Annotated in this window: 29 protein-coding genes and 1 pseudogene; 20 read left to right on the top strand and 10 right to left on the bottom strand. The window is 71.6% G+C overall.

Annotation, left to right across the window (positions count from 1 at the left end):
- The first annotated feature begins 46 nt into the window (after positions 1-46).
- Both ACFV9T_RS11695 and ACFV9T_RS11690 read left to right on the top strand, forming a co-directional pair.
- Positions 47-691: an RNA polymerase sigma factor gene (locus ACFV9T_RS11695; protein ID WP_385438984.1), complete on the top strand. Its 645-nt coding sequence runs from the start codon at positions 47-49 to the stop codon at positions 689-691.
- Complete coding sequence (locus ACFV9T_RS11690) at positions 691-1881, top strand: hypothetical protein (protein ID WP_385438770.1); 1191 nt, start codon at positions 691-693, stop codon at positions 1879-1881. The genes ACFV9T_RS11695 and ACFV9T_RS11690 overlap by 1 nt, the downstream gene beginning before the upstream one ends.
- Before the next feature lie 180 nt (positions 1882-2061).
- Here the strand turns inward: ACFV9T_RS11690 and ACFV9T_RS11685 are convergent, their stop codons facing one another.
- Complete coding sequence (locus tag ACFV9T_RS11685; RefSeq protein ID WP_385438768.1) at positions 2062-2976, bottom strand: peptidoglycan-binding protein; 915 nt, start codon at positions 2974-2976, stop codon at positions 2062-2064.
- Positions 2977-3108: 132 nt separating this feature from the next.
- On the opposite strand from ACFV9T_RS11685, the gene ACFV9T_RS11680 reads away from it, so the two are divergent.
- The 3 genes from ACFV9T_RS11680 to ACFV9T_RS11670 are packed head-to-tail and all read left to right on the top strand — an operon-like array spanning position 3109 to position 5583.
- A complete protein-coding gene (locus ACFV9T_RS11680) occupies positions 3109-4683 on the top strand; it encodes a methylmalonyl-CoA mutase (RefSeq protein ID WP_385438765.1) in 1575 nt (524 codons plus the stop codon).
- A 56-nt stretch (positions 4684-4739) separates the two neighbouring features.
- On the top strand, positions 4740-5330 hold the full coding sequence (locus ACFV9T_RS11675) for a hypothetical protein (RefSeq protein WP_385438762.1): 591 nt from the start codon (positions 4740-4742) through the stop codon (positions 5328-5330).
- A gap of 40 nt (positions 5331-5370) precedes the next feature.
- A complete protein-coding gene (locus tag ACFV9T_RS11670) occupies positions 5371-5583 on the top strand; it encodes a hypothetical protein (RefSeq protein WP_385438760.1) in 213 nt (70 codons plus the stop codon).
- Positions 5584-5611: 28 nt separating this feature from the next.
- Here ACFV9T_RS11670 and ACFV9T_RS11665 read toward each other — a convergent pair whose 3' ends face one another.
- A complete protein-coding gene (locus ACFV9T_RS11665; protein WP_385438758.1) occupies positions 5612-5749 on the bottom strand; it encodes an SCO1431 family membrane protein in 138 nt (45 codons plus the stop codon).
- 183 nt (positions 5750-5932) lie between these two features.
- Between ACFV9T_RS11665 and ACFV9T_RS11660 the strand changes: the two genes are divergently transcribed.
- Complete coding sequence (locus ACFV9T_RS11660; protein ID WP_385438756.1) at positions 5933-7330, top strand: amidase; 1398 nt, start codon at positions 5933-5935, stop codon at positions 7328-7330.
- A gap of 13 nt (positions 7331-7343) precedes the next feature.
- Here the strand turns inward: ACFV9T_RS11660 and ACFV9T_RS11655 are convergent, their stop codons facing one another.
- A complete protein-coding gene (locus tag ACFV9T_RS11655) occupies positions 7344-7925 on the bottom strand; it encodes a hypothetical protein (RefSeq protein ID WP_385438754.1) in 582 nt (193 codons plus the stop codon).
- A gap of 290 nt (positions 7926-8215) precedes the next feature.
- A complete protein-coding gene (locus ACFV9T_RS11650; protein WP_385438751.1) occupies positions 8216-10924 on the bottom strand; it encodes a BTAD domain-containing putative transcriptional regulator in 2709 nt (902 codons plus the stop codon).
- A 133-nt stretch (positions 10925-11057) separates the two neighbouring features.
- Between ACFV9T_RS11650 and ACFV9T_RS11645 the strand changes: the two genes are divergently transcribed.
- On the top strand, positions 11058-11966 hold the full coding sequence (locus ACFV9T_RS11645) for an alpha/beta fold hydrolase (RefSeq protein ID WP_385438749.1): 909 nt from the start codon (positions 11058-11060) through the stop codon (positions 11964-11966).
- An 84-nt stretch (positions 11967-12050) separates the two neighbouring features.
- Entirely contained in the window at positions 12051-12833 is a 783-nt protein-coding gene (locus tag ACFV9T_RS11640) for an SAM-dependent methyltransferase (RefSeq protein ID WP_385438747.1), read from the top strand.
- Positions 12834-12874: 41 nt separating this feature from the next.
- On the opposite strand, the gene ACFV9T_RS11635 is transcribed toward ACFV9T_RS11640, so the two are convergent.
- The gene (locus ACFV9T_RS11635) at positions 12875-13471 is read right to left on the bottom strand and encodes a TetR/AcrR family transcriptional regulator (protein ID WP_385438745.1); all 597 of its coding nucleotides are present in this window, start codon (positions 13469-13471) and stop codon (positions 12875-12877) included.
- 115 nt (positions 13472-13586) lie between these two features.
- Between ACFV9T_RS11635 and ACFV9T_RS11630 the strand changes: the two genes are divergently transcribed.
- Positions 13587-14675, top strand: coding sequence for an AI-2E family transporter (locus ACFV9T_RS11630; RefSeq protein WP_385438742.1), 1089 nt, complete (start codon positions 13587-13589; stop codon positions 14673-14675).
- A 122-nt stretch (positions 14676-14797) separates the two neighbouring features.
- A complete protein-coding gene (locus tag ACFV9T_RS11625) occupies positions 14798-15508 on the top strand; it encodes a DUF4232 domain-containing protein (protein ID WP_385438740.1) in 711 nt (236 codons plus the stop codon).
- Positions 15509-15547: 39 nt separating this feature from the next.
- Here the strand turns inward: ACFV9T_RS11625 and ACFV9T_RS11620 are convergent, their stop codons facing one another.
- Positions 15548-16492, bottom strand: coding sequence for a hypothetical protein (locus ACFV9T_RS11620; protein WP_385438738.1), 945 nt, complete (start codon positions 16490-16492; stop codon positions 15548-15550).
- A 214-nt stretch (positions 16493-16706) separates the two neighbouring features.
- On the opposite strand from ACFV9T_RS11620, the gene ACFV9T_RS11615 reads away from it, so the two are divergent.
- A complete protein-coding gene (locus tag ACFV9T_RS11615) occupies positions 16707-17126 on the top strand; it encodes a hypothetical protein (RefSeq protein ID WP_385438736.1) in 420 nt (139 codons plus the stop codon).
- Positions 17127-17185: 59 nt separating this feature from the next.
- On the opposite strand, the gene ACFV9T_RS11610 is transcribed toward ACFV9T_RS11615, so the two are convergent.
- Positions 17186-17482: a DUF397 domain-containing protein gene (locus ACFV9T_RS11610; RefSeq protein ID WP_385438734.1), complete on the bottom strand. Its 297-nt coding sequence runs from the start codon at positions 17480-17482 to the stop codon at positions 17186-17188.
- On the bottom strand, positions 17479-18309 hold the full coding sequence (locus tag ACFV9T_RS11605) for a helix-turn-helix transcriptional regulator (protein WP_385438732.1): 831 nt from the start codon (positions 18307-18309) through the stop codon (positions 17479-17481). Before ACFV9T_RS11605 ends, ACFV9T_RS11610 begins: the two co-directional genes overlap by 4 nt.
- Before the next feature lie 139 nt (positions 18310-18448).
- On the opposite strand from ACFV9T_RS11605, the gene ACFV9T_RS11600 reads away from it, so the two are divergent.
- The 8 genes and pseudogenes from ACFV9T_RS11600 (at position 18449) to ACFV9T_RS11565 (ending at position 23134) form a co-directional block, all read left to right on the top strand.
- Complete coding sequence (locus ACFV9T_RS11600) at positions 18449-18871, top strand: ATP-binding protein (RefSeq protein ID WP_385438730.1); 423 nt, start codon at positions 18449-18451, stop codon at positions 18869-18871.
- A 350-nt stretch (positions 18872-19221) separates the two neighbouring features.
- Positions 19222-20022, top strand: a complete 801-nt coding sequence (locus tag ACFV9T_RS11595) for a helix-turn-helix domain-containing protein (RefSeq protein ID WP_385438728.1) — start codon at positions 19222-19224, stop codon at positions 20020-20022.
- Positions 20023-20079: 57 nt separating this feature from the next.
- A pseudogene (locus tag ACFV9T_RS11590) lies at positions 20080-20319 on the top strand (oxidoreductase); the annotation flags it as partial.
- A gap of 272 nt (positions 20320-20591) precedes the next feature.
- On the top strand, positions 20592-21107 hold the full coding sequence (locus ACFV9T_RS11585; RefSeq protein WP_385438726.1) for a DUF6879 family protein: 516 nt from the start codon (positions 20592-20594) through the stop codon (positions 21105-21107).
- A 117-nt stretch (positions 21108-21224) separates the two neighbouring features.
- On the top strand, positions 21225-21428 hold the full coding sequence (locus tag ACFV9T_RS11580) for a hypothetical protein (RefSeq protein WP_385438724.1): 204 nt from the start codon (positions 21225-21227) through the stop codon (positions 21426-21428).
- Entirely contained in the window at positions 21412-21936 is a 525-nt protein-coding gene (locus tag ACFV9T_RS11575; RefSeq protein WP_385438722.1) for a DUF6879 family protein, read from the top strand. The genes ACFV9T_RS11580 and ACFV9T_RS11575 overlap by 17 nt, the downstream gene beginning before the upstream one ends.
- Complete coding sequence (locus tag ACFV9T_RS11570) at positions 21912-22763, top strand: helix-turn-helix domain-containing protein (protein WP_385438720.1); 852 nt, start codon at positions 21912-21914, stop codon at positions 22761-22763. The genes ACFV9T_RS11575 and ACFV9T_RS11570 overlap by 25 nt, the downstream gene beginning before the upstream one ends.
- Positions 22764-22822: 59 nt before the next feature.
- Entirely contained in the window at positions 22823-23134 is a 312-nt protein-coding gene (locus tag ACFV9T_RS11565; protein WP_385438717.1) for a hypothetical protein, read from the top strand.
- Between the two features lie 726 nt (positions 23135-23860).
- Here the strand turns inward: ACFV9T_RS11565 and ACFV9T_RS11560 are convergent.
- Both ACFV9T_RS11560 and ACFV9T_RS11555 read right to left on the bottom strand, forming a co-directional pair.
- Positions 23861-24775: an anti-sigma factor RsbA family regulatory protein gene (locus tag ACFV9T_RS11560; RefSeq protein ID WP_385438715.1), complete on the bottom strand. Its 915-nt coding sequence runs from the start codon at positions 24773-24775 to the stop codon at positions 23861-23863.
- Positions 24775-25080, bottom strand: a complete 306-nt coding sequence (locus tag ACFV9T_RS11555) for an STAS domain-containing protein (protein WP_385438713.1) — start codon at positions 25078-25080, stop codon at positions 24775-24777. The genes ACFV9T_RS11560 and ACFV9T_RS11555 overlap by 1 nt, the downstream gene beginning before the upstream one ends.
- Before the next feature lie 200 nt (positions 25081-25280).
- Between ACFV9T_RS11555 and ACFV9T_RS11550 the strand changes: the two genes are divergently transcribed.
- Positions 25281-26138 carry an aldo/keto reductase gene (locus ACFV9T_RS11550; protein ID WP_385438712.1) on the top strand — a complete coding sequence of 286 codons (858 nt, stop codon included), beginning with the start codon at positions 25281-25283 and terminating at the stop codon, positions 26136-26138.
- The last annotated feature ends 10 nt before the right edge of the window (positions 26139-26148 follow it).

The raw sequence follows: 26148 nt of genomic DNA, 5'->3' as shown, positions 1-26148 counted from the left end.
CGGCATCGCTGGACCGAGACTTCTCCGAGTGGGGCAGGAAGAGAGCGTGCAGGGGGACGACGCGGAACTGACCGCCGCGGTGAACGCGGCACAGGCCGGGGACGAGACCGCGTTCCGGGCCGTCTACCGGTCTGTCCACCCCCGCCTGCTCGGTTACGTGCGCACCCTGGTCGGCGACGCGGACGCGGAGGACATCACCTCCGAGTCCTGGCTGCAGATAGCCCGCGACCTCGGACGGTTCCACGGCGACGCCGACCGGTTCCGCGGCTGGGCCGCCCGTATCGCCCGTAACCGCGCCCTCGACCACATACGGATGCGCGGCCGCCGCCCGGTCATCGGCGCCGACGAGACCGAGCTGGAGTCCCGGGCGTCCGAGGCCGACACCGCCGGTGAGGCGCTGGAGGCCCTCGGCACCGGCCGCGCGCTCAGCCTCATCGCCCAGCTCCCGCAGGACCAGGCGGAGGCCGTGGTGCTGCGGGTGGTCCTCGGCCTGGACGCCAAGAGCGCGGCCGCGGTGCTGGGCAAGCGCCCCGGCGCGGTACGGACCGCCGCGCACCGTGGCCTGCGGCGGCTGGCCGATCTCCTCGGCGACACACCCGTGCTCGACGGGATACCCGGGCAGCGGGAGACGGGGGTGGCCAGGTCCGCGGGTGTGACGGAATCGGGCGCGCCAACGCAGAAAGACATGTGATGGCCGACGACCACCGCTACAGCTGGCTGGATGACAAGGCCGCGGAGCGGCTGCTTCGAGGTGAACCGGTCGAGGGGCAGCACGGCACCCCCGACGGCCGGAGCGATCGGCCGCACGCCGAAGCGGAACGGCTGGCCGCCGTGCTCGGCGCCGTGGCCGAGGAGGCCCGCCGCCCGGACGGCGCCGCCGAGGGCGCGAGCCCGCTTCCCGGCGAGGACACGGCGGTGGCCGCGTTCCGCGCCGCACACGCCAGGCCGACCCCGCCGACCGTGGTTCCCCTTTCGATAGAAGCCCAGGTCGGCGACAAGTCAACGCGCATAGCGCGACCGGCCGGAGGGCGCTGGACGCGGCGTCCGCTGCGCGCGGGCATGGTGGCCGCGGTCGCGGGCTGCGCGCTGAGCGGTTTCGCCGTCGCGGCGGCGGCCGGTGTCCTGCCCTTCGGGCAGAGCGGCGGCACCCCGGGCCCGGGGTCGAGCGTGTCGGACACCGGCCCCGGGGACTCCGTACGGCCGGAGATCTCCCAGGAGGGCGGCGCGTCGACGGCGCCCGACGACACCGGCGGGACCTCCGAGGGCCCCCAGGGCCGGGGCGTGCCGGGCGGTGGCGAGGGCCACGGCAAGGACAAGCACGGCAAGCACGACGGGCGCGACAAGCCCGGGAAGCGCGGCAAGGGGGAGAAGGGCGCCCCCGGGGCCTGGAAATCCGGCACCGGCATCGGCGACGGCAAGAACAACGGCACCGGACAGCGCGCCCTGGGCGCCTGCCGCCGCTACCTCGCGGCGGAGGCCGGTACCGGACCGGACGTCGGCCGGAAGGCGATGAACAAGCTGAAGCGGGCGGCGGGTGGCCGGTCCGCCATCCACGACTACTGCGTGCGGCTCGTCGGCGAGGACGCCGGTACGGGTGGCGGTACGGACGGCACGGGCACGCCCTCCGGTACGGGCAGCACCAACGGCAACGACGACTCCGGGAGCGGCGACGGCGGGTCCTCCAACCCCGCGCCCCCGCCGCCGTCCGGAGGCGGCGACGGTACGCAGAGCCCGGAGCCCACGCCGAGCGATGTCCCGTCGAACACCCTGTCCGGTACGCCGTCCGACAGCCCGTCGAGCACCCGGTCCGGCGCCTCCTCCGACAGCGCCTCCACGACTCCGTCGGACGCCGCGAAGCCAGCGAAATCGAGCACCCCATGAGGCTGGGGGATCTAGGTGTGACGTTTTTTTCAGGGGCGACGCAGTAAGAAACGGGCCGACTGGTCATCGGCCGCGCGAGAGCCGAGGTTCCCCCCGTACCGACGGCTCCGCGCATCGGCGCGGGCAGAGCACGTTCCCCCGGCTCTGCCCGCGCCACTTACCTCAGCCCCGCGTGGAGCCCTACTTGTAGACCACGACCTTGTCGCCCGCCTTCACCTGCTTGAAGACCGCCGCGATCTTCTTCTTGTCGCGCACGTTCACACATCCGTGCGACGCCCCGCTGTAGCCCCGGGCGGCGAAGTCGGCCGAGTAGTGCACCGCCTGGCCGCCGCTGAAGAACATCGCGTACGGCATCGGGGTGTCGTAGATCGTCGAGACGTGGTCCCGGCTCTTGAAGTTGACCTGGAACAGCCCCTCCCGGGTCGGCGTGTACTGCGAGCCGAAGCGCACGTCCATGGCCGACACGACCCGGCCGTTGATCATCCACGCCAGCGTCCGGCTGTTCTTGCTGATGCACAGCACCCGCCCCGTCAGGCACCGTGAATCCGGCTTGGCCAGCGGGTTGGTGGTCGGCGGGTACAGCTGGTCGCGGGTGGGCGGGGTGGTGCGGGACCGCAGGGAGGTCCAGGTGCGGCTGTCCACCGAGCCGGTGGCGGCGAGGCCCCGGGCGCGCTGGTACGAGGCGACCGACGCGCGCGTCACCGTGCCGAAGTAGCCGGTCGGGTTGCGGTCGAAGTGCCCGAGCTGGCGCAGCCGGGCCTGGAGTTCGCGCACCCGTTCGCCGCTGGTGCCGAAGGCGACGACGGGCGGCGCCACCCGCGGCGCGGTGCGGGGCTTCGCCGCCACCCGGGTGCGGGGCGGGGTCGCCGGGCGGTGGGTGGCCCGAGGGGTGTGGGTGTACGTGCGGTGCGGGCGCGGCGCGGCGGCCGCCGGGGTACGGGGCGCCGTGCTCGCCGTACTCGTGCCCGCCCGTGGCTCCGCCGCTCTGGTATGTCGCTGTCCGTCCAGGGTCACCGTCTCGCCCCGGCAGCCCGCCACGAGGGCCGCGGCGGCGGCTGTGGCGAGTGCGGTGCGGACGACCGATCTTCCGTGCATGCATCCCCCTATCGCCGGTTCGTCGCCCGGAATGTTGCCCGGGGCTGCCGTGCCGTGAACATCGGCGCATGCTGTGAAGAAGGCCCTGAATGGGTACAAGGGCAGATATAAGCCACCGGAAGGCAGGGACTCATGGCGCGCGAGTCGGAGTCGGGCTTCCCGATCGAGCCGGTGTACGGGCCCGCTGCTGATGACGCCCGCGTCGGTAAGCCCGGTGCGTACCCGTTCACCCGTGGCGTCTATCCGTCGATGTACACCGGCCGTCCGTGGACGATGCGTCAGTACGCGGGGTTCGGCACCGCCGCCGAGTCCAACGCCCGCTACCGGGAGCTGATCGAGCACGGCACGACCGGTCTGTCGGTCGCGTTCGACCTGCCCACCCAGATGGGCTACGACTCCGACGCGCCGCTCGCGCACGGCGAGGTCGGCAAGGTCGGCGTCGCCATCGACTCGATCGAGGACATGCGCGTCCTGTTCGACGGCATTCCGCTCGATCGGGTCTCGACGTCGATGACGATCAACGCGCCCGCCGCGCTGCTGCTGCTCCTCTATCAACTCGTCGCCGAGGAGCAGGGGGTGCCGGGGGACCGGCTGACCGGCACCATCCAGAACGACGTCCTCAAGGAGTACATCGCGCGCGGCACGTACATCTTCCCGCCCGCGCCCTCGCTGCGGCTCATCGCGGACATCTTCCAGTACTGCCGGACCGCCCTGCCCAAGTGGAACACGATCTCGATCTCCGGCTATCACATGGCCGAGGCCGGTGCCTCGCCCGCGCAGGAGATCGCGTTCACGCTCGCGGACGGCATCGCGTACGTCCGTACGGCCCTCGCGGCGGGCATGGGCGTGGACGACTTCGCGCCGCGCCTCTCCTTCTTCTTCGTCTCCCGTACGACCCTGCTCGAAGAGGTCGCCAAGTTCCGCGCCGCGCGCCGGATCTGGGCGCGGGTGATGCGCGACGAGTTCGGGGCGCGCGACCCGAAGTCGCAGATGCTGCGCTTCCACACGCAGACGGCGGGCGTCCAACTCACCGCCCAGCAGCCCGAGGTGAACCTCGTCCGGGTCGCCGTCCAGGGGCTCGCGGCGGTCCTCGGCGGCACCCAGTCGCTGCACACCAACGCCTTCGACGAGGCCATCGCCCTGCCCACCACCGCCTCGGCCCGGCTCGCGCTGCGCACCCAGCAGGTGCTGGCGTACGAGACGGACGTGACGGCGACCGTCGACCCGTTCGCGGGCTCGTACGCGGTGGAGGCGCTGACCGACGCCGTCGAGGAGGCGGCGGTGGACCTGATGCGCCGGATCGAGGATCTGGGCGGCTCCGTGGCCGCCATCGAACAGGGCTTCCAGAAGGACGAGATCGAGCGCAACGCGTATCGCGTCGCCCGGGAACAGGAGGCGGGGGAGCGGGTGGTGGTTGGCGTGAACCGGTTCCGGATCGACGCGGAGGAGCCGTACGAACCGCTGCGCGTGGACCCGGCCATCGAGGAGCGCCAGCGCGACCGGCTCGCCCGGCTCCGGGCCGGGCGGGACCGGGCGGCGGTGGCGGCGGCGGTGGCGGCGCTGAAGAAGGCGGCCGGGAGCGAGCCGGGCACGGCCAATGTGCTCTACCCGATGAAGGACGCGCTCGCCGCGCGGGCCACGCTCGGCGAAGTGTGCGACGCGTTGCGGGAAGTGTGGGGCACGTATGTCCCGGCCGATGCATTCTGAGCGGTAATCGCTTTATCAGGGGGGATGGTCCGATGAGGGCTTCATGGGGGCGAGCTGTGGCAGCGGTCTGGTGCGCGCTGGCCGTCGCGGGCTGTGGGGGCGGGGACGGGGACGGGGACGCGGGCCGGGTCTTCGACAGGCCGGGCGGAAGCGCCGTCGCACGCCCCTCCTCCGCGCCGCCGTCCTTCGCCGCGCCCTCCGCCGTGGCGCGGGACGCGGAGCCGCTGCGGTTCCTGCCCGTCGCGTCGTCCGTCCAGGGCCCCTGCCCGGGGCGTACGGCGCTGGGCGCGAGCCCCGGCGCGTACGCCACGTACCGCGACGCCACGACGGACACCTGCTACGTCGTCACGCCCGACTCCGGTATGACGGCGCGGCCCGCCTGGGCGAAGGCGAGCTACGAGACCTCGGGCGCGGGCTGGGTCGTGACCGTCGGCCTCACCGCCCGCGACCGCGCCCGGTTCGCGCAGCTCACCGGCACGCTGGCCGCCCGGCAGCCGCCGCGGAACCAGCTGGCCATGGTGCGCGAGGGCACGCTGCTGTCCGCGCCGTCCGTCGCGCAGGCCCTCACCGGCGGCACCGTCCAGATCTCCGGGAGCTTCACCGGGGACTCGGCGCGCCAGCTCGCCCGGGACATCCGGGGCGGGTGAGCGGGGTGGGTGAGCGGGGTGGGTGAGCGACACTGGGATCATGTCTGCTCCCCGCCGCACCTGTCCGGTCTGCACCCGTGAGATCGCGGTCGTCGGCGGTCGCTTCGCCCGCCACGACCCGCCGGGCCGCCGCTCCGACTACGAGCTGGTCTCCTGCCCGGGGTCGCGGCGGATCGCGCCGCTGCTGACCACCCCGCCGAAGCTGTTCGGCGGGGACGAGCCGCCGGCCCCGGGCCAGCAGCCGCTGTTCTGAGGCGCGGCCGGCGCCAGAAGCGGCGGCGCTAGAACAGGCCCAGCTGGGCGACGAACATCGCGATGGAGATGGCGAGGACCCAGCCGATGGCGTGCTCCATCAGTTTGTCGTGGTCGGAGCCGGAGGGGCCGCCGGTGCCGGTCCGGTGGACCGCGATGTCGGTCATGCGGGTCTTCCTTGCTGCTCGGAGACGCTGAGTCTGCTTGGGGATGTCGGGGAGGATAGTGATGATGGTGATGAAACGGGCAACCACTGTTGCCCAGGGTGCGTGGCCTTCCCCGCTCGGGTAAAGGGGGAGTGGTGTAACTCACCCACATGTTCGAGCGCGTCCGAGCGAGGAGGTCCATCGTTGACCAGCGTCATTCCGAAGGGGCTGGGCGAGCAGGTCAGGGCGCTGGCCGACGGCGAGGTGACCTCGCGGGCGCTGGTCGAGCAGGCACTGAGCCGCATCGCCGAGACCCAGCCCACGTTGAACGCCTTCCGGCGCGTCCGGGCCGAGGCCGCGCTGCGCGAGGCCGCCGACGCCGACCGGCGGCTGGCGGCGGGCGAGCGGCTGCCGCTCCTCGGGGTGCCCCTCGCGGTCAAGGACGACACGGACGTGGCGGGCGAGCCGACCGCGTTCGGCTGCTGCGGCGACTTCCCGGCCAAGACGGAGGACGGTGAGGCGGTACGGCGGCTCCGGGCGGCCGGGGCCGTGATCGTCGGCAAGACGAACACGCCCGAGCTGGGCCAGTGGCCGTTCACCGAGGGCCCCGCCTTCGGCGACACCCGCAACCCCTGGAGCCTCGCCCACACCCCCGGCGGCTCCTCCGGCGGCGCCGCGGCCGCCGTCGCCGCCGGGCTGGTCCCCGCCGCGCTCGGCTCGGACGGCGCGGGCTCGGTCCGTATCCCGGCCGCCTGGACGCATCTCGTCGGCATCAAGCCGCAGCGCGGCCGGATCTCCACCTGGCCGGACGCCGAGGCCTTCAACGGCATCACCTGCAACGGCCCGCTCGCCCGCACCGTCGCCGACGCCGCCCTGCTGCTGCACGCGGCCAGCGGCAACCGCGACGGCGACCTGCACTGCCCCGACCCCATCGACGTGCTGTCAGCCCCGGGGCGCGATCCGGGGCGGCTGCGGATCGCCCTGTCGTTCAAGCCCGCGTTCACGGGCACGCCGAAAAGCCTGGACCCGGCCGTCCGCGCCGCCGTGACCGGCCTCGCCGAGCGGCTGGCCGCCCTCGGCCACGAGGTCGAGGAGGCCGAGCCGCGCTACGGCGCGGTCGGGCTCGCCTTCCTGCCCCGCGCCACGGCGGGCCTGTGCGAATGGGCGGCGCGCGTGCCCGATCCGCTCCTGCTGGACGTCCGTACGCGCGCGGCCGTCCGCAACGGCCGCCTCCTGCGCGGCGGCGCCCTGCGGCTGGCCCGCGCCGCCGAAGGGCCCCTGCGGCGCCGGGTCGGCGCCATCTTCCGCCGGTACGACGTCGTCCTCTCCCCGACGACCGCCACCCCGCCGCTGCGGATCGGCGCCATGGCCCGGCTGTCCGGCTGGCACACCGACCGCGCGATGATCGCGGCCTGCCCGTACGCCTGGCCCTGGAACGTCTTGGGCTGGCCCGCCGTCAACGTCCCCGCGGGCTTCGCCGACCCCGCCGCCACCCTCCCCCTGGGCGCCCAGCTCCTGGGCCCGGCCTGCAGCGAACCCCTGCTGATCTCCCTGGCCGCCCAGCTGGAGTCCGACCAGCGGTGGTACGAACGCTGGCCTTAAGAGGTTGCTGTTTCTACTTTTTGCGGCGATTTGGGTTTCCAGGTTTTTCGAGAGGAGGTGCGGGCCTCTTTGCTCCGCTCAGGTCGCTTTGCTTGCCCTCGTTGGTCCCCTTGAGGGGTGCCGAAGAGCTGGAGGCGTTGGTCGCGGCTGACGGTTGCATCCACGCATATTGCTTCTTCACCACCCCTTGCGTCTCGAGTGCCCTATTCATGTTGGACGCGTTTTCTATCTCGAGTGCCCTGCTTACGGTGTCTCGCTCTCCAGGGGAAAACGAGTGGCTTTTTAAGGTGGTCCACTTCTGTATGGTGTCGCTGTCGACTTCGAAGTCCTGTCCGAATTGCTCAAACGAGTAACTCGGGTCTTCAATTTTCCTCCGCGCCCATTCTAGTGTGAATTCTTTTTTGTCCTTGGCTGACTGCTTGGCGTTTTTCTTTATCGCGTCGTCCACAAGGCCCCGTTCTTCGGGCGTGAGTGGAATGGTCTTGGGGGTATTGTTTGCCAATTCCCACAGCTGCTTGTTGCCGATATCGTTTCGCTTTCTCGCAAAAGTGCTGTAAGAGGTTTTGGTTGCTATGTTTTCTTCCGCCCACTGCATGAGAAGTATCTTGGCCCGTTCGTCCGAAAGTTCGGAATTGCTGGGCACGTGATATACCGGCATCCGTTGCCTCCATGTAAAAAGTTTTCACTTTGTGGCTGGGGGTGAGCCATCCGACCTTGCTGCACAAGGCTGCTACGGATGTGGCTGTCTGATGGTTCACTTGCCTCGACGTGTTGGCATGAAGCCACGCGATGGATGGCCACCGCGTCCGCCTGATGCCCGGAGGGCTCCCGACCGGCGGGTTCCACCGCATGTGGGGGCGGCGGACGGCGGGCCGGTCCGCGACCTCACCCTCTCGGGCGGGGGCCCAGCGCCGCGGCGATCGCGGACAGGTGGCGGTCCACAGGGCCGAGGGTCAGGAGGCCGCTGCCCGCGCCCGCGAGCTGGCCCGATGCCGGGAGGAGGCGGGCGTGGGCGCGGTGGAGGGCGTCCCGGTCGCCGAGTCGTAGGGCAGCCGCCGCCTCCAGGCAGCACAGCGCCTCGTACAGCAGGTCCGCGGGCGGCTCCGGCAGGGCGCGCAGGGCCGCCCGCGCCTTTTCGGCGGGCAGGGCGAACGGCTCGGCCCAGGGGCGGTACGGGCCCCAGTCCGCGTCCAGGTCGACGCCCAGGTCGGCCCCCAGACCGACGCCCCGGCCCGCGCTCGGGTCGATGCCCCGGTCCGCGCCCGGGTCGGCGCTCCGGTCCGTGCTCGGGTCGATGCCTTGGTCCGTGCTCGGGCCGACGCCCAGGCCCGCGCCCGGGTCGGTGCTCCGGTCCGCGCCCGGGTCGGCGCCCTGGCCCGCGCTCGGGTCGGCGCTCCGTCCCACGCCCAGGTCGACACCCAGGCCCGCGCCCGGGTCGGCGCCCTGGCCCGCGCCCGGGTCGGTGCTCCGGTCCGCGCCCGGGGCGGCACCCCGGCCCGCGCCCAGGTTGGTGCCCCAGTCCGCGCCCAGGTCGACACCCAGGCCCGTGCCCGGGTCGGCGCCCTGGCCCGCGTCCAGGTCGGTGCTCCGGCCCGCGCTCGGGTCGGCGCCCCGGGCCGCGCCCAGGTCGACGCCCCCGCCCGCGCCCGGGGCGACGCCCCGGTCCGCCGCCTCCCGCGCGGAGCGCTCGCCGCCTGACAGTCGCAGGCACAGCAGCGCCAGCGGCAACAGCCCCCGTTCCACCCCCGGCATCCCGGCCCCCGCCAGCCGCCCGGCCGCCGCCCGGTACGCGGCCTCGGCCCGCGCCGTCCGTCCGGCCGCGGCGAGCCGTAGCGCCGCGTACCACTCGGTGAAGACGCCCACCAACGGCAGCTCATGGCGCGCGGCCAGCCGGTCCGCGACGGCGGCGTGGCCGTCCGCGGCCGCGAAGTCGCCGAGCGCGCAGCGCGCCTGGAGCCGGACCAGGTGGCCCAGCACCTCGTACGTCACCAGCCCGTGCCGGGCGGCCACCGCGACCAGCTCCGCCCCGATCGCGTCCCGCCTCGGCGCGAGCCCGGCCCGGGTGCAGGCCTGCATGAACGCCCCGTTGAGGGCGAAGACCAGCAGCGCCGGATCGTCCAGCCGCCGGGCGATCCCCTCGGCCTCCCGCGCCGCCTCGGGCCCGCGCGGGGAGCGGGTGCCGCGCGACTCCAGCGCGATGGTGGCCAGCAGCCGACAGCGCGCCGCGCTGCCCTCGGGCGGCGAGGGCAGCGCGGCCAGGGCGCGCTCGGCCGCGCCGACGATCCGGGCCGCCAGCTCCGGGTCGTCGCCACGGGTCCAGATCGCGGGTACGTCGTACGCGCCGATCACCCGCGCGGTGAGTTCCGGATCGCCGCACTCCTCGGCGGCGGTGATGGCCGCCAACCGGTGCTGCCGGGCGGCCTCCAGCCCGTCGCCGCCGGTCACGGCGAGGTTCCGGATGAGCCCGACCGCCGCCTCCAGCCGAGCCCGCGCCCCACCACCGACGGTCCGCCCGTAGACGTCGGCCGCCTCGGCCCACACCCGAGCCGCCGCCCCGGGCGGCTCTTCGGGAGCGGCCCGGGTCGTTGCTTCGGCGGTGGGTGGCGGGCCGGGTGGCGGGCCGCTGCTGGGCGCTGGCCCGCTGTCGGTCGTGGCCTCCCGCGCCAGGCCCAGGCGGGAACCGGGGGCGGGGCCTCGCCGGGGTGCGGGGCAGCGCCCGGGCCGGGGGCTGGGGCGGAGCCCCAGGGGGGTCCGGGGCGGAGCCCCGGGTTCGGGAAGGGGCGGGGTGGGGGACGGCTCGCCGCAGGCGGGGGCGATCATCCCGGGCGGCGCCTCCAAGGCCGGATCCTGGGCCAGGATGTCCGCTTCCAGGCGGCGGAGGCGCGGGCCTGGGTCCAGGCCCAGGTGGGTGGTCAGGGTGGTGCGGGCCCTGCGGAGGGCGGACAGGGCGTCGGCCTGGCGGTCCGCGCGGTAGAGGGCGAGGGCCAGCAGGCGCCAGGCGTCCTCGCGCCAGGGGTGGTCGGTCAGGTGGGCGTTGAGGTCGGGGACCGCCTCGGCGGGGCGTCCGAGGGCGAGCAGGGTTTCGGCGCGCTGCTCGACGGCGCGGAGCCGCAGTTCGGCCAGGCGGGAGCGTTCGGCGCGGGTCCAGGGCTCCGCCTCGAACTCCGCGTACGCCGGACCGCGCCACAGCTCCAGCGCCTCGCCGAGCCGCCGCAGCGCCGCCGTGGGCGGCAGGGTCGCGGCGGCGCCCACGGCCGCCTCGAAGCGCCACGCGTCCACCGCGTCGGGCGCCGCCCGCAGCGCGTACCCGGGGCCCTCGGTGACCAGCAGCCGGGCCCGGGTGCGCGGCGGACGGTCGGGTTCCAGGGCGCGGCGGAGGGCGCCGACGAAGGTCTGTACGGCGCCCACGGCCCCCGCCGGGGGCTCGTCCCACAGGTCCTCGACCAGCCGCGCCACCGGTACGACCCGGCGGCGGGCCACGATCAGCCGGGCCAGCACCGCCCGGTGCCGGGGCCCCTTCAACGCGAGCGCGCCGCCGTCGCCCTCCGCCACCACCGGCCCGAGCACACCGAACGCGACCCGTTCCCACGTCACCCGGCCACCGTAACCGGGCGCGGAGTTGCCGTACCGACCAAGCCGGACTCCCCGCGCCCGGCCGGGCCCGATCGGCAAGGCGGCCCCCGCCCGCGCTGATCAGCTGCTGATTGGGGCGCGGCAGCCTCGTCCCATGCCACAGCACACCACCCCTGCCATCCCCGGCTTCGACTATCACTGCCTCGCCGCCCACGACGGCGTCAAACTCAACGTCGCCGTAGGCGGAACCGGCACCCCCGTCGTCCTCCTGCACGGCTTCCCGCAGACCCACCTGATGTGGCGGCACGTCGCCGCCGACCTGGCGGCCGACCACACCGTCATCTGCCCCGACCTGCGCGGCTACGGCGCGAGCGACAAACCGGCCGAGGCCGACGACGGCACCGCGTACGCCAAGCGCACGATGGCCGCCGACATCGTGGCCGTAGCCCGCGCGCTCGGCCACGACCGCTTCGCCCTCGCCGGGCACGACCGCGGCGCCCTGGTCGCTTTCCGCGCCGGGCTCGACCACCCGGAGGCCATCACCCACCTCGCCGCCCTCGACGTGCTGCCGACGCTGGACATGTGGGACGCGATGCACGGCATCACCGCGGCTGTCGGCTTCCACCTCTACCTGATGGCGCAGCCCCCCGGCCTGCCCGAGCGGATGATCGCCGCCGCCCCGGACGACTTCTTCGGCCACTTCCTCGACCTCTGGGCCACGGACCCCGCCGCGATCCCCGCCCCCATCCGCGCCGCGTACCTGGACGCCTGCCGCGCCGCCGTCCCGTCGATCGTCGCCGACTACCGGGCCTCCGCCGGGATCGACGCCGAACACGACCGGGCCGACCGGGAGGCGGGCCACCGGCTGCGGATGCCGGTCGCCGTCCTGCAGCAGGACTGGGGCGCCGCCCTCGGGTTCGACGCGGAGGCCCTGTGGCGCGCGTGGGCGCCCGATCTGCACCACGCGACCGTGTCGTACGGCCACTTCATGGCCGAGGAGGCGCCCGCCGACGTCGCGAAGGCGCTGCGCACGCTCCTGGCCCGCCCCGCCTGGAGGCCGTAAAACCGCCCTACGGGAAGTCAACTCCGGCTAGCTTGGCGGTAGATCATCCGAACGTACGGCCCCCACCCGTCAGGAGCCCGCTCCGTGTCCGACGATGTCGTGCAGCGCATCGACACCACCAAGCCGCACTCCGCCCGCTTCTGGAACTACTTCGTGGGCGGCAAGGACCACTACGAGGCCGACCGCGAGGTCGGCGACCAGATCAAGGAGATCTTCCCGGGCCTGGCCGACGTCGCGGTGGCCAGCCGCCACTTCCTCGCCCGCGCGGTCACCTGCCTGGCCGCCGAGCACGGCGTACGGCAGTTCCTGGACATCGGGACCGGCCTGCCGACCGCCGACAACACCCACCAGGTGGCGCAGCGCGTCGCGCCGGACGCGCGGATCGTGTACGTCGACAACGACCCGCTCGTCCTCGTACACGCCCGCACCCTGCTGAGCAGCACACCCGAGGGCGCCACCGACTACCTCGACGCGGACCTCTACGCCCCGGACACCGTCCTCGCGGCGGCGGCCGGGACGCTGGACCTCACCCGGCCGGTCGCGCTCGTGCTGCTGAACGTCCTCGGCCACGTCGCCGAGCCCGCCGAGGTCCGTTCCCTGGTGGGCCGTCTGATGGCGGGGCTGCCGTCCGGCAGCTATCTGGTGATCGGCGATTCCACCGCCACCAGCGAGGGCATGATCGCGGCCTCGGCGGCGTACAACGCGAGCGGCGCGGTGCCGTATTACGTGCGTCCGGTGGACGAGATCGCGTCGTTCTTCGACGGGCTCGACGTGCTGGACCCGGGCATCGTCCCGATCACCCACTGGCGGCCGGAAGACACCACCCACGCGGTAGACGCGTACGGAGGCGTGGCCCGCAAGCCGTAAGCCACCCAGGCACCTCAGGCCCGCGTCACCGCCACCGCCTGTCAGGCGTCGGGCACGTCGGGCACGTCGGACGCGTCGGCGTCGAGGTCGTCGGCGATCCTCCGCAGCCCCGCCGCCACGTCCCGCGCCGACGGAGCGTGCTGCGGATCGATCAGCCACTGCTGGGTCAGCCCGGCGACCAGCGCCATGTGCACCGACCCGACCGCGCGGGCCAGTTCACGCGCCTCCGCGCTGTCGGTGCCGTCGATGCCGTGCAGATCCGCCGCCATCTCCGTACGGGACGCCTCGAAGGCCTCCGCGATCTGCTGCCGGATCTCCGGGAAGCGCTCGGCCTGCGCGAGCGCTTCGGCGCTGGCCACCAGCAGCGGCCGGTCCGTGGCCTCGGACCCGACGACCCGCTCCCACATCGACTCGACGCGCCGCCCCGCCGCCGACTGGGCGCGGACCTTGTCGCCCCACTCCTGGAGCATCTCCAGGAGCGCGGCGTTGAGCAGCGCTTCCTTCGAGTCGTAGTGGTAGTTGATCGTGCCGAGCGGCGCGTTGGCGGCGGCGGCGATGTCGCGCGAGGTGGTGCGGGCGTATCCCCGCTCCTCCAGGCACTTCTTCGCCCCGGCCATGAGCTGTTCGCGGTGTCGCATGCGGGGCAGCGTACCTCACTTCTGAACGAACGTTCAGGACGTCTGTTCAGAAGGGTGTGCTGAAACGCTCCTGCGCAGCAGCGATAGCGAAGCGTGAACGGGGTACGGAGGTCTCATGCCTGCCAGCTTCAGTTCCGCGAGAACCCGCGCCGCACTCCGCTCATCAGCGCGCGTTTCCCTTGATTTCCTCCTGGTCCTCGTGGCGACGGCGGTGGTCCTATGGCTTCTGGGCCAGATGTGGTCGGTCGTCTGGCCGCTCATCGTCGGCTTGCTGCTCACCACGCTCACCTGGCCCCTGGCGCGCTTTCTGCGCGGACACGGGTGGCCGCCCGCCGTGGCCGCGTCGGCCGTCACCGTGCTGTTCCTCCTGCTCGCGACGGGCGTCGTGGCGCTGATCGCGGTCCCGGTGGCCTCCCAGTCCGGCGACCTGGTCGACGGCGTGACCCAGGGCGTGCACAAGGTGCGCGACTGGGCCGCCGGGCCACCGCTGAACATCGACGACGCCCAGATCGCCGACGCGACGGACAGCGCGGCCGCCAAACTGCAGAAGAGCGCCAGCAGCATGGTCGGCACGGTCATCACCGGAGTGAACGCCGTGGTCGGCGGTCTGGTCACCGCCGTCCTGGCCCTCTTCCTGATGTTCTTCTTCCTCAAGGACGGCCCGCGCTTCCTGCCCTGGCTCGCCCGCCAGCTGCCCGGTCGGCTCGCCACCGACATCCCCACCGTGGCCGCGCGCGGCTGGGACACGCTCGGCGCGTTCGTACGGTCCCAGGCGCTGGTGGGCCTGCTCGACGCCGTCTTCATCGGCCTCGGCCTGCTGATCCTGGGCGTACCGCTGGTGCTGCCGCTGGCGGTGCTGACCTTCGTATCCGCCTTCGTACCGATCGTGGGCGCCCTGTTCGCGGGCTTCGTCGCGGTGCTCATCGCGCTGGTGGCCAACGGCCCGATGGACGCGCTCCTCACGCTGGGGATCATCGTGGTGGTGCAGCAGCTTGAGGGCAATGTGTTCCAGCCCATGATCCAGAGCCGCGGGCTCGGCCTGCACGCTGCCGTGATCCTGCTGGCGGTGACGCTGGGCGCCAGCCTGGCCGGTGTCGTGGGCAGCCTGCTCGCCGTACCGGTCGCCGCGCTGATCGCGGTGGTCTGGAACTACCTGCGCGAGCAGCTCAGCGACCCGCCGCAGGAGCCGGAGCCGCTCGGTTAGCCGGACGTTAGCGGAGCGGTAGCGGGCGCCAGCGGAGCGGCAGGTTCGCGGTAGCGGCCCCGGCCAGAGTGGTTGTCGTACCGAGGAAACAACGACACCAACTGTCCCGGGGGGGACCTGAAATGAACTCCACCGCCACCGCCACCGCCACCGCCACCGCCACCACCACTGCCCGCACCGCCCGCCGCCGCACCCTGCGCGTCGCCGCCGCGGCCCTCACCGCGGCCGCCGCCCTGACCCTGACCGCGTGCAACGGCTCGGAAACCGGCGCGAAGGCCTCGGACAAGGCGGACTCCGCCGCGGCAGCCAAGGACGGCGCGGGCTCCTCCGAGGTGCAGGGCTCGGAGTCCGGCTCCGAGTCCCAGGCGGACTCCGGTACGAAGGCGGGGGGCGGGGGCAACCAGTCCGCCCCGACCTGCCACACCGACGGCCTGAAGGCGGCGTTCGCCACGGGCGAGGACGCGGTCCCGGACCCGAACGCGGAGGGCTCGACCACCACCTCCATCGTGCTCACCAACACCACCGGCACGTCGTGCAAGATCGGCGGCTTCCCGGGCGTGGACCTCAACACCGAGCACGGCAGCGCGGACTGGTCGCTCCAGCGCTCCTCGACCAAGTACAGCTCGATCACCCTGGGCCCGGGGGACAGCACCGACTTCACCATCAACCTCGCCCTGGCCCCCGAGGACGACGAGGACTCCTGGACGCCCGCCTACGCGGTCATCACCCCGCCGAACCAGACCAAGTCGATCACCCTCGACTGGCCCTGGGGCGGGCTCGTCGACCAGCGGAGCGCCACCCGCCCGGCCACCTTCGTGAACCCCATCGGCTGAGCCGAGTACGTAAGGCCGCCGCCCCGGTGTGACGCGACGTCACGCCGGGGCGCGCAGCTCTCCGTAGAGGCGTACGAACGCCCCGCACACCAGCGGCATGACCACCGGGGGCAGCAGGAGCAGGGCCACGCCCGTGGGCAGGATCTTCACCAGCACGCCGGTCATCCACACGTTGTCGTCGCTGAGCCACAGCATGCCGAGCCCGGCGTAGTGGGCGAGGGGCGCGGCCGCGTACTGGGCCAGTACGAAGACGACCACGGCGGCCACCATGCCCAGCGCGCCCAGGCCGAGCGTGCGCCACCGCGCGCGGCGGGTCAGCACCCACGAGCGGGACAACGCCCTGAACGGGTTACGGCGTTCCACCACCGTCTCGGCGGTGGCCAGCGCCAGCCGGGAGTACAGCAGCGGGCCGAGGCACCAGATGGCGATCGGCAGCACCCACCCCACCAGCGTGTACTGCCAGGACGCGGTTTCGCCCAGCGGCGTGGTCTCCACACCGGGCACCTTGTTGCCGTCGACGAGGGTGAACAGCACCAGCCCCGCCATCACCACGGCGCCCACGGCCAGCGCGGTCAGCGCGTTGACCGCGAGGGCGGCGGGAAACCGCCGCCGCGTACGCCGCCACAACTCGCGGATGGTCAGCGGCCCGTCGTCCCGCGTGGCATGCGAGCCACCGACGGCGTACGCGGTGTGCAGTACGGAGAGAGCGAGCAGCCCCAGCACGAGCAACAGCGGCGCCACCACGAACCCGACCCGCACCAGCGGCTCCAGGCCACCGTCCGCGTAGGCCACGTAGGAGTCCTCGTTGGCGATGTTGGCGTCCGCGTAGTCCCGGACCCTCTCGAACCCGTCCCACGCCGCCGCGAACCCACCCCCCACGATCGCGCACCCGACCACGGCGGTCAGGCCGGACACCCACAGCGTGAACCCGTACAACACCCGGCGCCCCGCCCGGTCGGCCGACTGATTTCCCTCGTGCCCCATCGACCTGCCCTGACCTTCGTACGACTCCGCGATAACGCCCCCCAAGACGATCACCGGGCGCCAGGGGTTCCACCGCCGCACGCCCGGGCGGCGATGCGTTCGCCGAGTTCGGCGGCTGGGGCACTCGGCGCTCGGTCTCCACCGGCACTCCACGAAAACACTTCCCCGCCCTGGTCTGCTCTCCTCTCACCATCGGAGAGAGAAAGAGCAGGCCATGCGAACCTCTGTACGCCGCACCAGTCGCGTCCTCGCACTCGTCCTCGGCGCCGTCACGTCGGTGACCGCGCTGTCCGGCAGCGCCTCGGCCGACGACATGGACGCCCCGTACGCCCGCGCCGCCGCGAAGGTGGCCCAGGACGGCACGGTCCTCGCGTCCAAGAACGTCGCCTCGGTCACCCGGGGGACCGGCACGAGTGCCGCAGGCGTCTACTGCGTCAGGGTCTCGGACCCCAACGTCATCGATGACCTGGCCGACGCGGCGGTCGTCGCCACGGTCAACGACTTCCGGGGCGAGATCACCGCCATCGGCGCACCGCACGGCTACTGCGGCAGGGCCACCGACACCATCACGATCGTGACCGGCGACAGCGCAGGCAGGGTGGTGGACAGGCCGTTCACCGTCGCCGTGCTCTAGCCCTGCTCGCGCGTTGAGGGCCCGACTGCCTGGCGTCGGGCCCTCAACGCGTTTCCGCCTCAGGCGTGGGAGGCGTAGCCGACGAAGGCCGTCCAGGCGGCCGGTGTGGCCGTCAGTTGGGGGCCATCGGGGACCTTGGAGTCGCGGATGTGGATCGTGCCGGTGGGGGTGGCGGCGACCTCGACGCAGTCCGGACCGTCAGCTGTGCTGTGCGTGCTCTTGGTCCAGCCGACCTCGACACAGGCCGGGCCGTCGTCGGTGCTGTAGCTGCTCTTCATCCATGCGACCTCGACGCAGTCCGGGCCGTCGGGCGTGCTGTAGCTGCTTTTTATCCACTCACAGGGCTTGAGGGTCATGTCTCTCCCAGCACTTTTTCGATGAGGGCCAGCGACTCCCGTGGCGTGAGAGCCTGCGCCCGGATGATCCCATAGCGGGTGTCGAGGACTTGCGCCTCTTTGGGGTTGGCGATCAAGCGGCTGAATAGCTGAACTTCGACGTATCCGACCATGGTGCCGTCCTTGAGCTTCAGCAGCCGGAATGATCCGTCGAGACCGGGGTTCTCCTGACAGCCCAGGGGGAGGACCTGGAGGTCTACGTTCCGCAACTCGCCCAGTGCCAACAGGTGTTCGAGCTGCCTCCGCATCACCATCTTGCCCCCGATGGGGCGGCGCAGAGTTGCCTCGCACTGCACGAAGTTGAGAACAGGGCGTGTTCTCGTCGGGTCGAAGATCTCCTGGCGCGCCATACGAGCCGCCATCCGCCGATCCACCTCTTCTTCGGTGAACCTTGGACGTCGGGTGGTGAACGACGCCAGCGCGTACTCCTCGGTCTGCAGCAGGCCATGGATGATCGAGTTGTTGTAGGCACACAGCTCGACCGACTCATCCTCCAGCTTCTTCAGGTTCCGTACCTTCTTGGGGTACCTGGCCTCGGCGACGTCCTTCTTCATCTCGGCGATCTTGCCGCCCGCCCCCAGGACCTCATCCGCCGCGTCCAGGAACTCCGGCTTGGGGATGCGCCTCGCGCGCTCGACGGCCGAGACCTGCTCCTCGCCGTACCCGATCCGCGCCCCCAACTCGGCCTGCGTCAGCCCTGCCGCTTCGCGCCACAGCTTGATCTGGCGGCCGACCGTCCGCAGCACCGCACCACTGTCGTCTTCGTCCAGGCCCAAGTCCTCGCTCATGTGTTGCCCCACCTCCGATGTGCCGTTCGTGCCGGTCACGGCGGACGGGCCGGACGGAATCCGACCAACGCCGGACAGTCACTTCACGTATTGGCGTCGCTACTTTTCAGCCTAAGCACGCACGGCCACTCTGAGTGACGTGAGCCAACAAATCACCCGAACCAGCACTTCCGCTTCGCACTACACCGTGCTGCTCTCCGCCACCCGCAAGGGCGCCCGCCTCGCCCGGCTGCTCGCGACCGAGCGCATCCGGGCTTGGGAGTTGCCCCACGAGAAGGCGGCGCTGATCGTCGCCGAGCTGGCCGCGAACGCCGCGCTGCACGGCCGCGTGCACGGGCGGGACTTCCGGCTGACGCTCAGCAGGACCGCCGACACGCTCCGCATCGAGGTGAAGGATGCCCGTACCGAACGGCTGCCTGCCGTCCGTCCCAAAAGCGACACCGACGAGCCACACGAATCGGGGCACGGGCTGCTGCTCGTCGAGGAGTTGGCGGACAACTGGGGTGTCCAGTCTGAGCTGATCGGCAAGACCGTCTGGGCCGAACTCGCCCTGCGTCCCTGACCCCTTCCCGCCGGAGGCCGGGAACCCTGGCTCCGGTGGGCCGCGTATCGGTGCGGCGGGCCGTCAAAGACCAAGAACTCGGGGAAAGAAACCCTCCCAACCCATCCAAACCTCATACTAGTCACCCGGACGGGTGATTTCGCCCAACTCGGCTGGCGCGGGAGCGGATTGGCACGGCAGGCTCGGCCACAACAACCCCAGACATGCGACGGCCCCCGGCCGGGACTGGCATCCCGAGTCGAGGGCCTGACCAACGAGGAAGACGGACCTTCCCGATGGCTGAGCAGCACCCTAGCGCGCGTTCGCGCGCCCTATCCCTTGTCCGCCGATTCACCGGCGGAGTCACCCAAGTGAGGGAACGCCACCCGAACCGCTATACGGTCGTCGGCAATCACCTCACCCAGCACCGCCACCTCTCCCTCACCGCGATCGGCCTCGGCGCGCACATCCAGTCGCTGCCGGAGGGCGCGTCCGTGGACATCCGCACGCTGGCCGAGCGGTTCCCGGAGGGGCGGGACCGGATCGCCGCCGCGCTGCGGGAGTTGGAGGCGTACGGCTACCTGGAACGCGTCCGGGAGCGCACTCCGGACGGCCGGATGGTCACCCTTACGCTCGCGTACAACCACCCGGAGGCCACCCGCGCCCGCCACGCCCGCGAGCCGCAGCCTGCGCGTCCCGTACGCGAGCCGCAGCCCGTACGCCCCGTACGGCCCGTACGCGAGCCGCGTCCCGAACCGCCGCCGCCCGCCGACGCCCCCGAACCCACCCCGCACCCCGCCGCGAACGCCCTCCTCGCCACGCTCCGCCGCGACGACGACCGGTTGCTGCTCTCGCAGCGCGAGGTGCACCGCCTCGCCCCGGCCGTGGCGGCGTGGCTGGTGCGCGGGGCCGCGCCCGCAGCCGTACGCCGTACCCTCACCGCGAACCTGCCGCCGGACCTCCGCCACCCCGCCGCGTTCCTGGCGCACCGCCTCACCGCGCTGCTCCCGCCACCGCTCCCGGCGGCGCCCACGCCCACACCTCGACCGGCGTTCGTACCGCTCCGGAACTGCGGCGGCTGCGACCGGGCCTTCCGCGCCCCGGCCCCCGCCACCCGCTGCCGGGACTGCCGCGAAGTCGCCGCACCTCTCGCGCCGCCCGTGGCCGTATGAGCGGTGCGTCGGCGTGGCCCGTCAGCTGCTGCGCCCGGCAGCCTTCCTGACCCTGCTGGGCACCTGGTCTTCAGCGCGGACTCTCCCCGTCCGGTGAAGCCGGGAGAAGGCGCCCCGTTCCAGCCCTTCGTGTACACCCTCGACCTCTTGATCCCCATCGGTGGCCTGGGACAGCGCACGGCCTGGTACTGGTCGGACGACAGCCTCCAATCGCTGGCCTATCTGCTGATCGCCTTGGGGTGGGTGCTGACGACCGCCGTCATCGCGGGTGTCACCCGCACGCTGCAGAAGAACTAGCGGGCGACAGCTGGGCTCCCAGCGGATCCACAGGCGGCGGTACGCGCCTGCTATCGCGCCCCCGGTGAGCGCCACGCGCCCTTGACCGGGGCACCGCACGAGCGGAAAGTCATGCGCTGTCGTGGAAGGCGGACGGCGCGACACTGAGGCACTGCCAGGAGGTGGGGCCTCGATTCCTGGTCACACCACCGACGAGCCCGACCACGAGACGGTGATCCGGCTCCCGGTGAACATGCGGCAGTTCATCCCTCAGCCTGATAGCGAGGTCAACAGTGGCAACGGCGGTACGTGAGGCTCTGGCTTCCGCACAACGTTCGGCAGTTCATCTTGAGTTGCGCGACATGTACACGCCCGGCGACCCCGATTTCGCCGACTGGCGCGCCGGGATCAGCTTCGACCCCGCCGAGCGGTGGCAGAGCTGGTTCGACCTCGTCGTGGCGACGGTTTCGCGCGGTGTGCGGATGAAGCGCGCCCGGGTCGTCTCGGAGCCCGTCAGCGAGTACATCAGGTTCGAGTACGACGTGACGGAGCGCCATAACGTGGCTGCCGGAGAAGAGGTGCGCTGGTTGCCCCGCAGACGCGCGGCCGATCTGGCGCTTCCTGGCGCGGACTGCTGGCTGATCGACGAGGAGATCGTCATCTTCAACCACTTCGACGGCGACGGGAACTGGAATCCCGCCACGGGGATGGAGGTGCGGTCCGACCCGGACACGGCAACGATGGTCGCGGCGGCATTCGAAGCCGTCTGGGAGCGGGCAGTTCCGCACGCCGCGTACCGGCCACGGTGAACCGCCCGCTCCACGCGACCTGGTGACGATTTCCTGTTCCGGAAACGGATGTCCCTTGCGCGAGGGCACTGCCACTCGCGAGCATCGACTCAACACAGCACACCAGGGAGGGGACTCATGAAGGTTTCGAAGCTCGTGAGTACGTGCGACATCAAGGACTGCCCGACCATCTACGCCACCGACCGGGATACCCTCCTCGTGCAAGGCGAGGTCCCCACCGACCACGGGTTGACCATTCCCGCACACGAGGGAATCGTGGAGATCCCGATGCAACTCATCCTCGACCTCATCCGGAAGGGCCTTCGTGACAAACTCGTCTAAGAACCTCGGCGAGCTGTTCGATACCTTCGAACGTGAGGCATTCCGGCTGGAAACGCTGGATGATTACGGCGGGTCGGGCAATACGGGGGCGTACGGGAGGTTCCTGGCGGGAGATCCCCGGCCGGAGGGCTACAACGCCGAGTGGGTTGCAGAGCTTCGCTCTCACACCGGCCAGGGGAAGCGCGTCTACCGGGTGCACATCCTTTCTCGGCCGCTCACGCCCTACCTCCGCTTCGAACTCGGCTGGGGGTACCGGACGAACCAGACCGGCGGTGAGGAGTTCTTCATCCTCGACACCACGGACAAGGCCAACCCACTGGCAGGCGTGGGGGACTTCTGGCTCTTCGACGCGCAGACTCCGGTCACCATGTACTACGACGCCTCGGGGACCGTCACCGGGCGCGAAACGCTCCCCGATGAGCGGGCGCGAGAGTTCATCGGCTACCGGGATACGGCCCTCGCTCACGCGGAGCCGTTCTCTGAATGGTGGTCGAAGCACGGGGAGTGAACAGAGGAGAGCTGGGAGCGGCGCTGCGGGCGCTTCGGCTGGCATCTGAGAAGGAGGCCAAAGCCGTCGCCCGCAGCGCTGTCATGTCCACCAGTAAGCTGAGCAAGATTGAGACCGGGAAAGTCGCTCCGTCCGTTGTGGACGTCGAGAGCATCCTGGTAGCGCTCGGTGTCTCTGACGAGGTCAAGGCTGAGTTTGTTGACGTCGTGCGGGTGGCGGCGACAGAGACCACGGCATGGCGACTCGTGCGCCGAATGGGAGTACACAAAGCGCAACAGCAAACGAGAGCGCTTGAAGCTCGCATGACGCTCTTGCAGCTGTTCCAACCCGCTTTGGTTCCCGGCTTGTTGCAGTCGCCCGAGTACATCCGCGCTGTCCTCGCTCGCCATGACCTCAGCGACGACACCCTGACGCGCACCATCGCAGCCCGCCTCGAACGCCAGCGGGTTCTGTACGACGACAGCAAGAGCCTACGTTTCGTCATCACCGAGAACGTGTTGCGCTGGCGCATCGTCTCGCCCTCGCGAATGGCCGAGCAGATGGACAGGCTCATCTCGCTGTCACGGCTGCCTCATATAGATATCCGCGTCGTGCCGTTCGCCGCCTTGCAGAGTGATATAGCGAACCACGCTTTCGTGATCCGGGACAACAGGACCGTTACCGTTGAGACCGTCCACGCCGAGCTGGTGGTGACGGACCCGAGAGACGTTTCCCTGTACGTCAATAAGTTCGAAGGGTTTGCGTCGACGGCCCTTTGCGGTGACGGCATGCGGAGAATGGTCGGGAGCGTGCGAGACGACTTCTTGCGCGAACGGGAAACCGGCTAGAGCCTCTTCCAAGGTGCCCATAGATTGAACCGAGTCCACACCGGCCGGGAGTGCGATCTATGAAGATTACCGAGGAACACATCGATGCCATGCGTTCTGCGCGCCATCGGGCGGCTGGTGCGGAGGCGAGGGTGGTTGCCGAATTGCTGCGGGAGGCGCTGGGGCGGCTCGGTTTCACTCCCGATGTGGCCGTTCCCCACGGCGCGCAGCGCGAGGACCTGTTCTGGCCGGTCCTGCGCGGAGAGGTAACGGTCTCGGGACACCCCATGGTCGCCCTGGGCCGCATTCCGCTCGACAGTGCCAACCGCCTCGCGGACATCCTCATGCGCGCCGCGCTGGAAGAGCAGACCAAGAAGGCCGCCACGAGCTGAGCGGCCCCCTTCTGAAGACCCCCGTCCCGGCTGGACCGGAGCCCTGGCAGGTCGAGCCCAGCGCGGAACGGGTGCACGTGCACGACGGCGCGAGGAGAGCCCCCGCGTCCGACAGCACCGAGAGGAATCATCCCGATGCACTTACGCGGACACAAGGCCGCCGTCCTCCGGCAGGACCCCGAGGACGACGAGCCGACCGAGGGCGGGCAACAGGGCGGCTGCGGTGACGGCGACGGCTGCGGCCGCCAGTAGCGGGTGAGACAGCACGCGGCCCCCGCCTCGGGTGGGGGCCGCTCTGTACCGAGAGAGCGAGCACATGCACCACCACGGCTACACCTGGCTCGGATCCGCCCACGACTTACACAAAGACGGCCCCCGACGCCCCCTGCACCCCGAATTCAGATCCAGCAAAGTCGTCCCCCTGGAACTGGCCCACTGGCTCCTCAAACCCACATCCTTCATCCAGGGCACCTGGACCGACCCGCAGCAGGCAGCCGATTGGTTCGGCGGGCAAGCGCGGGCCTCCGCAGCGTCATTCGCATCGGAGCACGAACGCGCCCGCCTCGCTGACTCGGCCAGCCGGGCAGCGGATCGGGCCGCGCACGGCGAAGACGTGGTCGGCGGGTGGTACCTCACCGGCCAGCGATTCCTGTCCGTATGCCTGATCGCATGCAGCCCACACCGTCTGCGCCCGGAGATCGCCTGTCCGCGAGGGTGACGCTGCCCCTACATGTAAAAACGGACGGTCGTGCCATCGGGGCCGGTGTGGACGCGGACGAGGTCGGCGAGGCTGTGGACCATCAGCAGGCCCCGGCCTCCCGGTTCGTCGGGCGGGGGCGGGCGGCGGCCTGCCAGGGGGTCTCGCAGCCATCCCCGGTCCCTCACCTCGCACACGATCTGCGGGCCGTAGCCCCAGACCGAGACGGTGCCCGAGCCGCCGCCGTGCTGCACGCTGTTGGTGGTCAACTCGGTGACGGCGAGGGCGAAGTCGTCCATTCGCTCGCCTGCCAGGCCGAGACGCCTGGCCAGTTCGACGGCGAGATCACGCGCGCCGGACAGACGGCCGACGTCGAAGGTGAAGACGACGGCCCAGGGCGGTGGGACGAGGAGTTCATTGAAGGTGGAGGCGGCGCGGTCGGCGTCGTAGGTCGTACTGCGCTCCTCCCTGCCGTCGACCACGACAACGGGGTGGGTGGTGTACGCGTCGGCAAGCCATCCGGCGTTGAGCCGTTCGGCGTCGTAGGGGCACAGGATGGTGACGTTCCGGCCGCGGAAGGCCTCGTTGATCAGTGCCTCGTGCTGCACACAGGCCGGGTATTCGGTGGGGGTGCGGGCGGGCCAGATCGGCTCGCCGATGATCCGTACCCGCTTGGCGAGATACGGGTCGGCGAATTCGCGCAGCACCTTGGGAATGATCCGCCCCGGATTCCGCCCGGCCCGGCTCATGTCGGTGAACCGCACCAGTTCGGCGCTCGCGCCCAGCTCCGCGCGCAGGGGCCCGAGGTTGCTCGCGGGAACGGCCACCGCCACCGGCTCGCCCGCGGCGAGGCCCTCCAGGATGAACGGGACCGTCCCGGCCACATACTCCTGGACGCCTCGGTAGAACAAGGCCTGATGCGCGAAGGGCTGGGCCGCGCACATCACGTGGTCACCTCGATCGCCACCAGCTCGGGCAGGAAGGCGGCCAGTGCGCGGCGCAGAGTGGGCGGCGGCCCCTTGATGACCAGGCGACGCCTGCCGTCCAGGCCCTGGGCGGCCAGCACCAGAGCGGTCGCGCCGCCGACATCGATGAACGTGAGCCCGGACAGGTCCAGCGTCACGTCGCCACTTCCGCGGACGGCGTCTTTCAGCGCCTGCTCCCACGAGGGCCGGGTGGTCAGGGTGACCTCGCCGGAGACGCGTATGCCAGCCCGATCCGAGAGCGGGCGGACCTTGAGTGCGCTCACTCTCTTCTCGGCGACCGGCCGTGGGCCCGACCGGTCCGAGGCGCCCACGTCGTCACCTCCAGCGGTCTCGACGCCGGAGTACCACCGCTTTCACCGTAGCGCGGTAAGGGGGACCTACCAAGGGGCTCCTTTTCTCAAGATCCAATGGCGTCCGGCCGCGCTGCTAGCGTGCTGACCTCAACGGGAGACGGGGGCAGCGGATGACATCGATGAGCCTTCGCATCGGCGGCGATCTGGAGGTACGGCGGCTCGGGTTCGGGGCCATGCGGTTGCCGACCGAGGCCGGACCGGAGCGGCAGGGGGCCATCGCGGTCGCCCGGCGGGCCGTGGAGCTGGGGATCACGCTGATCGACACCGCACACCTGTACGGCGGGGGAGCCAACGAGGAGCTGCTCGCCGAGGCGCTGTACCCGTACGCGGACGGGCTGCTCGTCACCACCAAGGTCGGCGTCGCGCGGACCGGGCCCGGCGGGGAATGGAAGCTGGACGGGCGGCCGGAGGTGCTGCGGGACCAGGTGGAGCAGGCGTTGCGGCGGCTGCGCGTCGAGCGGATCGAGCTGCTGCAGCTGCACCGTATCGACCCGGACACCCCGCTCGCCGACCAGCTCGGCACGCTGCGGGACCTGCGGGACGAGGGCAAGGTGGGCAGGCTCGGGCTGTCCGAGGTCACCGTCGCCGAACTCGACCGGGCGCGGGAGATCATCGACGTGGTGAGCGTGCAGAACCGCTACAACGTGCTCGACCGCGAGCACGAGCCCGTGCTCGCGGCCTGCGCGGCGGCGGGCATCGCGTTCCTGCCGTGGCGGCCCGTCGCGGCGGGGGCCTGGGAGGACGGGTCCGAGGTCGCCGCCGTGGCGGCCGAGACCGGCGCCACCCCGACCCAGGTGTCCCTGGCCTGGCTCCTCGGCCACTCGCCGGTCATCCTCCCGATCCCCGGCACCGCCCGGATCGACCACCTGGAGGAGAACTGGGCCGCGACGCACCTCCGGCTCACCCCGGAGCAGCGCGACCGCCTCGACCGCCTCGACCGCCTCGACCGGTTGGCCGGGCAGGCGTAGCGCCGTGCGG

The organism is Streptomyces sp. NPDC059850, from assembly GCF_042731515.1.
In the GTDB taxonomy this organism is placed as follows: Bacteria; Actinomycetota; Actinomycetes; order Streptomycetales; family Streptomycetaceae; genus Streptomyces.
The sequence above is the reverse complement of the archived record's forward strand: the minus strand, read 5'-3'. Positions and strand labels throughout refer to the sequence as shown.